The sequence below is a fragment of the Nocardiopsis trehalosi NBRC 14201 genome (assembly GCF_001552555.1).
Taxonomy (GTDB): Bacteria; Actinomycetota; Actinomycetes; order Streptosporangiales; family Streptosporangiaceae; genus Nocardiopsis_B; species Nocardiopsis_B trehalosi.
Genome location: NZ_BCRK01000222.1, coordinates 1 through 8,438 on the forward strand (window position 1 = coordinate 1; position 8,438 = coordinate 8,438).

Here is an 8,438-nt window from a genome sequence, read left to right on the forward strand (position 1 = left end):
GGGGTCACGCCACGGTCCGCGCCGTCGACCTGCTCCGCCGCAACGGCCGGCTCTGACCGCGCGCGGTCATGGGCTGCACCGGGCCGCTCGGCGCGGCCCAGCTCTCAGACGATCAGCAGGGACTTGCCCAGCGTGCGGCGCTGCTCCAGGGAGGTGTGGGCGTCGCGGGCCGCGTCGAGGGGGAAGGTGGCGCCGATGACCGGGCGCAGGCGGCCTTCGGCGACCAGGTCCAGCGCCTCGGTGAGCAGCCCCCGGACCTCCTCCTGGGTGGGCGGGCCGGACTCCAGGGCGTTGACCACCCGCACGCGGCGCTCCTCGGCCGCCGCCGGGTCGATCCCGGCGAACCCGCCGCCGGAGGTGCCGTAGGTGACGAACACCCCGCCCTCGGCCACCGCCGTGAACGCCGCCTCCCCGAGCGCGCCGCCCGCGCCGTCGAACGCGGCCTCGACCCCCGCTCCGCCGGCCGCCGCGCGCACGCGCTCGGCCCACCCCTCCTCGCTGTAGTCGACCACGGCCTCCGCCCCCAGGCCGCGGGCGAGGGCGAGCTTGCGCTCGCCGCGCGCCGCAGCGACCACCCGGGCCCCGGCGCCACGCAGCAGCTGCACCAGCAGCGACCCCGCCCCGCCGGCCGCCGCCGCGACGAGGACCCACGCCCCCGGCCGCACCGTGGCGAGGCGGGCCAGGCCCAGCGCGGTGGCGCCGTCGTGCACGATCGCCGCCGCCTCCGGCGAGGCCACCCCCTCGGGCACGTCCACGGTGTCGCCCGCGTCGGCGGCGACCCGCTCGGCGTAGCCGCCCGAGACGGGCACCCGGAAGACGACGTGCCGCCCGACCCGGCCCGGGTCCACGCCCTCGCCGACCGCGAGCACGCGCCCCGCCCCGCCGCCGCCGGGCACGTACGGCGGCGTCAGGGGGAAGAACTCCCCGCCCCACCCGCCGCGCAGCAGCGTGTCGAGGTAGATCACGTCGGCCGCCGCGACCCCGACCACGACCTGCCCCGGCCCGGCCACCGGGTCGGGCACCTCCTCGGCCTTCAGTACCTCGGGGCCGCCGAACTCCCGCACGTTGATCGCCCGCATGATGCCCTCTTCCCTGGTGGTGGCGCTGCTGGCCCCCAGTGTGGAAGCTGAAGTCAAGTTGAGGTCAACCGGAGGTGAGCGGCGTCACGGCCCGCCGACGGCGTCGGGGAGGATCGGGCGCGACCACGCCGTCCACTCCGCGCCGTATTCGGCCCGTGCCCGTTCGACCACGGACCTCCAGTCCGCGACCGGCGCGAGCCCGAACGTCCGATCCAGCCAGGCGAGGTAGGCCGTGTTGTCGACCGCCCACCCGCACTCCATGACGTCGAACGACGCCCAGTCGATGTGGGGCTCGGCGTCCACCGGCAGTGACGCGAGCAGGACCAGGAACTCCCGGACGTCGCGGGCGACGAGGTGCAGGCCGCCCTCGTCGCCCGCGGCGACGACCGGCCGGCCGGCCGGGTCCGCCCGCCCGTCGCCGAGCCAGAGGCCGTACGTCGACCCGCTGCCGTTGGCCTGCGCGAAGTCGACCAGCCGCGCGGCGGGCTCCGGTCCGCCGGAGGTGGAGTAGCCGTCCCCGTAGCCGTACATCTCGAAGCCGTGGGCGAAGAAGTCGTCCTGGGTGTCGTAGAACCCCTTGAGCAGGTTGAGCTCGGGGACGGGGGAGAAGGTGCCGGGCACGGTGCCTCCGGAAGGGTCGGGTGGGGGGAGGGTAGCGGCGACGGGCGACAGCGGCCTGCGCCCCTCCCGCCGCCGCGCTGGCCGGGCCCGGCCACGGCCGGTTCGCGACAACGGACCGCGCCGCCGGGGGAGTCGATCTACCCTGAGGGCCCACAGGCGGCGCCGCCGGACCGCGGACGCCCGCGCCCCGGCTCCGGCGGCCGTCCGCCGCGCCCCGCGGCGCCCCGCGGGCCAGGACGGGAGCCGGACATGGTCGTCCACCTCAACGCCACCGGGCACGCCCATGAGGACGAGGAAGAACCCCAGGGGGTCATCCCGCTCCGGGGCCACTGGGTGCGCTTCGACACCCCGCGCTGGACCGGCGACCCCGACTACGCGCGGAAGGCCGCGGGCCTCTACGACCCCGGCCTCCTCCCGGTGTTCGACCCCGCGACCGCCGCCCGCCTGGTCGACCTGGACGAACTGGACGACGGCGGCGTCCTGCTGGTCGACCCGCACGCCGACCACCTCCTGGAGGACGGCGAGGACGAGGTCCGCCGCCTCGCCGTCACCAGCACCCGCCAGACCGGCGACATCCCGCACGTCGCCGCCGCCATGGTGCACGAGCCCCGCCTCGACGTGCTCCTCGTGCACCGGCCGGGCGACCCGGCCGCCAAGGGCATCGCCGACACCTACCGCAACGCGGTCCGCCACCTCCCCTACTACGCCGACCTGCCGCCCTACCTGCACCTGGACGACCCCGCCGACCGGGTCCGCACCATGGAGGCCGACGACATCACCGCCTCCTTCGGCGCCCTCCAGCCCGACGGCGACGCGGCCCTGGGCCGCGCCCGGCTCTACCCGCCCGACGCCCGCCAGTACGCCTACGCGTACACGCGCGCCGACGGCGCCGGGGTCGAGTACAAGGTGATGCGGGTCGGCGGCGCCACCACCCTGGCGGCCCGCGCCGCGAAGGCGTACGGGCACGAGTTCTTCGCGGCCAACGCCGTCCACCTGCGGTCCGACGCGGTGGCCGACGCCGACGCCGACGCGTTCCTGCGCACCCGCTTCGGCCTCGACCTCTCCGCGCGCCGCCGCTACCTGGTGGTGTGGTCCCGCTACAGCGGGGGCATGCCGGGCGGCTACAACCCGGCGGGGGATTCGAGCCGGGTCGGCAACACACAGCTCGTCGAGCTGGGGCGGCGGCTCGGCCGGACCGTCGTCACCATCGGCCACGACCCCGGCGACGGCGGCCCGACCCCGCACGGCGACGTCCACCTCGGCGAGTTCTGGACGGTCCGGACCGCCGACAACCCGTTCCTCGGCCGGGGCCGCCCCGCGCAGACCAACCTCTACCTGCGGATGGACGCCGCCGCCGACGTGATCCAAGTGGGCCAGAAGACCGGCGGCATGGACAACGCGGCGCTCGTCGGCCTGCGCACCGTCTACCTGGAGGACAGCGGGAGCCCGCAGCGGGAGCGCATGCGCAAGTGGGCGCGGACGTTCCCCGACTACCGCTGGGGCGAACTCACCCTGCCGCCCACCCCGGTGGGCAAGGCGCTGCGCGCCCTGTACCCGGGGGCCGCGCAGCCGCTCAGCCCGTCGCCGGAGCAGCTCGCCGCCGCCCGCGACGCGGTCGCCGGCCACCCCGGCGCCTACCCGGACGGCTACGGCCCGGCCGACCTCGACGCGGTCGCCGACGTGATCCGCAGCCTGGAGTGACCCGGCCGCCCGGCAGCGGCCCCGGCCGCCCGGCGGCCCCGGTGCGGCGGGGCCGCCCCCGGGTCAGCGGCCGCCGGCCTCCCGCGCCGCACGCTCCACCCGGGCGCGGTGCGCCGCCCACCACGCCCGGTCGCCCGCCGGCAGGTCGCCGCCGCCCGGCCGGGTCCCGGCGGACCCGTCCAGCAGCTCGCGCAGGATGTCGGCGTGGCCGGCGTGGCGCTGCGTGTCGGCGATGACGCGCACCAGGAGGCGGTGCAGCGTCGCCGTGTTCCGCTCCGGCGGCCACCACCCCACGCGGCCGACGGTGGCGAGGGGGAGGGCGGCGACGGTGGCGTCCGCGTGCGCCCCCGCCCGGCGGTACAGGCCGATGACGTGCTCCCGCGTCTCGTCGGCGGTGGCCCACATGTCGGCGTTGGGGTCGTCCTCGACCACCGCCCAGGGGTCCGGCAGGTCGGGGAGGGGCCGCCCGAACGCGGCGCCGAAGTACCCGGCCTCCACCCCGGCGGCGTGCTTGACCAGCCCCAGCAGGTTGGTGCCGGTGGGGGTCATCGGGCGGCGGACGTCGTACTCCCCGAGCCCGTCGAGTTTCCACAGCAGGGCCTCGCGGGCGTCCCGGAGGTGGTGCAGCAGGTCCGCCTTGGTCTCCGCCTCGTCCATGCCCGCCACCCTCCCACCCCGCGCGCCCGGCGCGCGCCCGGGGCATCGGGCGCGCGCCGGGCGCCGGTCAGCCCGCGGCCTCGGCGTCGGCGAGGCGCCCGCGCAGCATCAGGTCCATGACCCGCATGTACCGGTCCGCCCGCTGCCGGCCGAGCACGAACGGGTTGCCGTCCTCGGGGCGGGTCCGCAGCTGCTCGGCGCGCTGGAGGCCGTAGTCGTTGGGGTGGTTGGACAGTTCCACGTCCACCCCCGCCGCCCGCATCTCGGCCCGGAAGGGGGCGATGGACCCGATGTAGGTGCGCAGCTCCGCGACCGTGCCGGGCGGGTTGGTGCCGCCCCACATCATGGCCGTGTGGCGCTCGCCGCCCCACCGCACCGGGAAGATCGGCGACACCGTGCCCGGGGTGTGGCCGGGCGTGTGGTGCAGGCGGACGGTGGTGCCGCCGAGCGTGAGGTCCTGGCCGTCGGCGATCTCCAGGTCCCGAGCGGGGGCGTGCTCGGGCCGGGTGCGCTCGACCAGGTCCCAGTCGGCCGGCGACATCATGACGCGCGCGCCGTACCGGTCGGCGAGCAGTTGCGCGCAGCCGAAGTGGTCGCCGTGCCCGTGGGTGACGACGACGTACCTGATCTGCTCCGGGTCGGCGCCCACCGCGCGCAGCCCGGGGACGATGACGGCGTCGGCGTCCTCGGGGGCCTCCAGCGCGTCGAACAGCACGATCCCGTCGTCGGTGAGGAGCGCCATGGCGTGCACGAACCCCACGCTGAGCAGCACGAGGTCGTCGAACAGCTTCAGCGGGGCCGGGGCGGGCACCTGGGGGAACTCGACGTCGGGGGACAGCGAGAACACGAGCGCCTTCAGGACCGGGTCGTCGCCGGCGAGCAGGCGGGCGCGGTCGTAGTACGCCTGCCCGTCGGAGGCGGCGGCCGCCGCCGAAGGGGCCAGGCCGGCCGCGCCGGCGGCGGCGATCCCGATGGCGGCGAGGCGGCCGAAGCCGCGCCGGGAGAGGTGGCCGGCCGCGTGGCGCGGGCGGAGAGGGGTCGTCATGGCGTGCCATTTCTGTGGATCGGATCTACGCACGAGACGGGCGGCGGGGCCCCACCCACCGGACTGTGATCACGCACCCGTACGCGCGGTTCGTCACGAAACGGTCACATCCGTCCGGAGGAGGGCGGCGCCGCCCGGCACCCCGCCGGCCTCGGACCGGCCGGCGGCCGCCACCGCCGGCCCCGGGGACCGGCAGCGGAGACCCGCCCGCGTCCGCTACCGGGCGGGCGGCGGCGCCGGGGGGCGCATCCGGCCGTTCTGGAAGGCGGTGAACAGCCACCCGCCGTCCCCGCGGACGGCCACCCGGGTCTGGATGGACAGGTCTTCGGGGCGGCCGGTGTCGGCACCGGGCCACAGGACGCACACCCCGCTGGTGACCACCACCGCCAGATCGGGGCCCGCGAAGCGGATGTGCCACTCGCGCGGGTCGGTCAGCCGGGTGCCGGCCATGAAGCCGTCGAAGCCCTCCTGCATGCTCGCGGCGATCCCGGAGCGGGTGCGCAGGTGCGAGCCGTCGACGGCGACGAAGTCCGCGTCCTCGGTGAACGTCGCGGCGAACGCCGCCCCGTCACCCGCCGCCCAGGCCCGCTGCTGGGCCGCCACCAGGCCGCGCAGGTGGTCCCGCGCCGCCGCCTCCCACCCCGCGGACGCGTCCCCGGTCGTGGTCGTGGTCATGGTCGCCATCCTCTCCGCGGCCCCCGCGGGGCCGCCGTCGTGTGTGTGCGCCGCCCCGGGCGGCACGGTGCCGGACCGGTCGGGGGTCACCGCGCAGCGGCGCGCCGCAGCGAACGCAGTTCCAGGGCCGCGTACACCGCCACCACCGCCGCGCCGACCAGCAGGAACGCCACCCCGAAGGCGTTCAGCGGGATCAGCCCCGCGAACGCCAGCACCACCAGGGCCGCGCCCGAGAGCGCGTTGCCCGCGACGACCACCGCCACGTGCCGCACCGGGATCTCGGGGTATCCGGCGATCAGCAGCAGCGCGACGGCCCCGCCGAGCATGGCGACGCCGAACGGGACGGACCAGGCGAGCGGCAGCCCCAGCAGGTCGGCGAGCGGACCGCCGGCGGCGAGCAGGACCACGCCGAAGACGGCGGTGCTCCAGCCGTCGACCCGCAGGACCGCCCGCAGCGGCCCCGCCTGCGGTTCCCCGATCGCCGCGCGCGGGGCGGCCACCCTTCCGGTCGGCGTACCCATCCGCTTCCCCTCCCCGTCGCCGGCCCCCGCCGGGCCGGACCGCGCACCGACGATCGCAGCGGGCCGGCGGCCGTTCAATAACCTCGGTGGTCATGGCGGCGGCCACCCGGGGCGGTCCTATGCTCCTCGGTATGGGGACACGGGAGCCGTCGGCGGTGGGGGCGCTGCTGCGCGACTGGCGGCAGCGGCGCCGGCTCAGCCAACTCGACCTGTCCCTGCTGGCCGACACCTCCGCCCGGCACGTCTCCTATGTCGAGACCGGGCGCGCGCGCCCGAGCCGCGAGATGCTGCTGCGGCTCGCGGCAACGCTCGACGTCCCCCTGCGCGAGCGCAACACGCTGCTGGTGGCCGGCGGGTTCGCCCCCGAGTACCGCGAGAGCGCCCTCGACGACGCCTACATGGCCTCGGTCCGGTCGGCCCTGGAGACCATGCTGACGGCGCACGAGCCGTACCCGGCCGTGGTGGTGGACCGGCTGTGGAACGTGGTGCGGGGCAACGCCGCCATGGCCGTCCTCATGGAGGGCGTCCCGCCGCACCTGCGGGAGCGGCCGAACGTGTTCCGCCTGGTCCTGCACCCGGAGGGCCTGGCCGCCCGCCTCGCCAACCTGGAGGAGGTGCGCGGCCTCTTCCTCGACCGCCTGCGCCGCCAGGCCGGCGCCACCGCCGATGCCGAGCTGCGCGCCCTGCTGGACGAGGTCGCACGCTACCCCGTTCCCGCCGGCGCGGACCGCCCCGCCGCCGACCCCGCGCCCGGGCCGACCCCGAGCAGCCCGATCGAGGTGCCGCTGCGCCTGCGCACGCCGTTCGGCGAACTGGCGATGTTCAGCACCATGGCCACGTTCGGCGCCCCCGCCGACGTGACCCTGTCGGAGCTGGCGATCGAGTTCTTCTACCCGCTGGACGCCTTCACCGCCGACACCCTGCGCGCCCTGGCCTAGAACGACACCCGCCCCGCACCGGGCCGGTGGCGGGGACGAGGGCGGGCGGCGGTGTCAGGTGGTGAGCGCCGCGACGGCGAGGGCCGTGGGGCGAGGGCGGAGGAGCCGAACACGGTCGTGTGGCGGGCCTTCTCCAGCGTCCAGGTCCACGCGGGGAAGCCGCGCTCGGCCGCGGCGAGGGGCGCCGGGACGTCGACGCGGGCCGGCCCCGGGTCGCCCGTGCGGGGGAATGCGGCCCGGACCGACGCCGCCGCGGTCCGGTCGCTGTGGATGATCAGGCAGTCGCCGATGGCCACCGGCGCCAGGGCGCCCCAGGTCAGCGGGACCGCCCAGGCGGCGCCGGCCACGTGCAGGCCGGCGAGGACCGCCATGGCGGCGGCGACCGAGGCGGGGACGGTGGTCTCGTGGCCGCCCGCGTCGAAGCGCATCCCGTTCTCGGCCGGGACGGTGGTCCGCACGCCCTGCCGGTCCAGTTCGGCGTGGGCGGTCACCGTCGCGGCCGGGCCGTGGCGGTGGCGCACCAGCGGGATGCCCACGAACGCGGCGGCGACGAGCAGGTGCATGACGGCGATGAACGTGTCCATGGGAGAGGACGGCCTGATGCCGCTGGCGGGCGACGAGGTGGGGGACGAGATCGACCTGCCCGACCCCGACCGCGACGGCCGGCGCCCCGCGGCCACCCGGCCGGCGACCGGGCGGCACGCGATGTGCGGCCGCCACCCCTGGCTCGTGCAGGCCCTCGGCTCCCACGTCCGCCACGGCCCCCGCAAGGCCCGGTACGACGACCGCTGCCTCGCGGCCTTCGAGGCCGCCGGGTTCGCCGACGCCGACGCGGACCGGGCGGCGGCCGCCGTGTTCACCTACGTGCTGGGCAACGCGGTCGGCGCCTCCGCGACCGCGTCGCTGACCCGGCGCCCGGCCCGCGGCGGCGCCGGTCCGGGCCGGGCCCTGGCGGACGCCGCCGCCGAGGCGGCCGCGACCGCGCGGCGCTACCCCCGCCTGCGCCGGCGCGCCGACTCCCCGGCCGCCCGCTACAACGCCGGGCCGGACCAGGCGTTCGCCCTTCGGCCTCGACACCCTCCTCGACGGCATCGAGGCCCGCCTCCCCGGGCGGTCCACCGCGACCCCCTGACGGCCCCGGTCCCGGGACGGGCCCCCGGACACGGCGAGGGCCCGGGGGCGGTCGCCCCCGGGCCCTCGA

The 8,438-nt window shown here is 77.4% G+C and carries 10 protein-coding genes; 3 read left to right on the forward strand and 7 right to left on the reverse strand.

All coding sequences use genetic code 11. From position 1 onward, the window contains the following. Positions 1–104 precede the first annotated feature (104 nt). The gene (locus tag NT8_RS25235) at positions 105–1,079 is read right to left on the reverse strand and encodes a zinc-binding dehydrogenase (protein ID WP_067974686.1); all 975 of its coding nucleotides are present in this window, start codon (positions 1,077–1,079) and stop codon (positions 105–107) included. Positions 1,080–1,163: 84 nt separating this feature from the next. Further along, entirely contained in the window at positions 1,164–1,700 is a 537-nt protein-coding gene (locus NT8_RS25240; RefSeq protein ID WP_067974689.1) for a hypothetical protein, read from the reverse strand. 249 nt (positions 1,701–1,949) lie between these two features. Here NT8_RS25240 and NT8_RS25245 point away from each other — a divergent pair, with 249 nt between their 5' ends. Continuing rightward, complete coding sequence (locus NT8_RS25245; protein WP_067974692.1) at positions 1,950–3,401, forward strand: hypothetical protein; 1,452 nt, start codon at positions 1,950–1,952, stop codon at positions 3,399–3,401. Between the two features lie 63 nt (positions 3,402–3,464). Here the strand turns inward: NT8_RS25245 and NT8_RS25250 are convergent, their stop codons facing one another. The 4 genes from NT8_RS25250 to NT8_RS25265 all read right to left on the reverse strand — a co-directional run bounded on the left by NT8_RS25250 (position 3,465) and on the right by NT8_RS25265 (position 6,299). Further along, on the reverse strand, positions 3,465–4,058 hold the full coding sequence (locus NT8_RS25250; protein WP_067974695.1) for a DinB family protein: 594 nt from the start codon (positions 4,056–4,058) through the stop codon (positions 3,465–3,467). A gap of 67 nt (positions 4,059–4,125) precedes the next feature. Further along, complete coding sequence (locus NT8_RS25255) at positions 4,126–5,103, reverse strand: MBL fold metallo-hydrolase (protein ID WP_067974698.1); 978 nt, start codon at positions 5,101–5,103, stop codon at positions 4,126–4,128. A gap of 216 nt (positions 5,104–5,319) precedes the next feature. Next, on the reverse strand, positions 5,320–5,778 hold the full coding sequence (locus NT8_RS25260; protein ID WP_067974712.1) for an SgcJ/EcaC family oxidoreductase: 459 nt from the start codon (positions 5,776–5,778) through the stop codon (positions 5,320–5,322). Between the two features lie 86 nt (positions 5,779–5,864). Then, complete coding sequence (locus NT8_RS25265) at positions 5,865–6,299, reverse strand: hypothetical protein (RefSeq protein ID WP_067974702.1); 435 nt, start codon at positions 6,297–6,299, stop codon at positions 5,865–5,867. Positions 6,300–6,430: 131 nt separating this feature from the next. Between NT8_RS25265 and NT8_RS25270 the strand changes: the two genes are divergently transcribed. Next, entirely contained in the window at positions 6,431–7,237 is an 807-nt protein-coding gene (locus NT8_RS25270; protein WP_067974706.1) for a helix-turn-helix domain-containing protein, read from the forward strand. On the opposite strand, the gene NT8_RS25275 is transcribed toward NT8_RS25270, so the two are convergent. Continuing rightward, on the reverse strand, positions 7,234–7,821 hold the full coding sequence (locus NT8_RS25275) for a hypothetical protein (protein WP_174549634.1): 588 nt from the start codon (positions 7,819–7,821) through the stop codon (positions 7,234–7,236). The genes NT8_RS25270 and NT8_RS25275 overlap by 4 nt on opposite strands. Here NT8_RS25275 and NT8_RS25280 point away from each other — a divergent pair. Then, on the forward strand, positions 7,799–8,438 hold a 640-nt coding region (locus NT8_RS25280; protein ID WP_169805262.1), incomplete at its 3' end, for a TetR/AcrR family transcriptional regulator C-terminal domain-containing protein. The two genes, NT8_RS25275 and NT8_RS25280, sit on opposite strands and share 23 nt — an antisense overlap.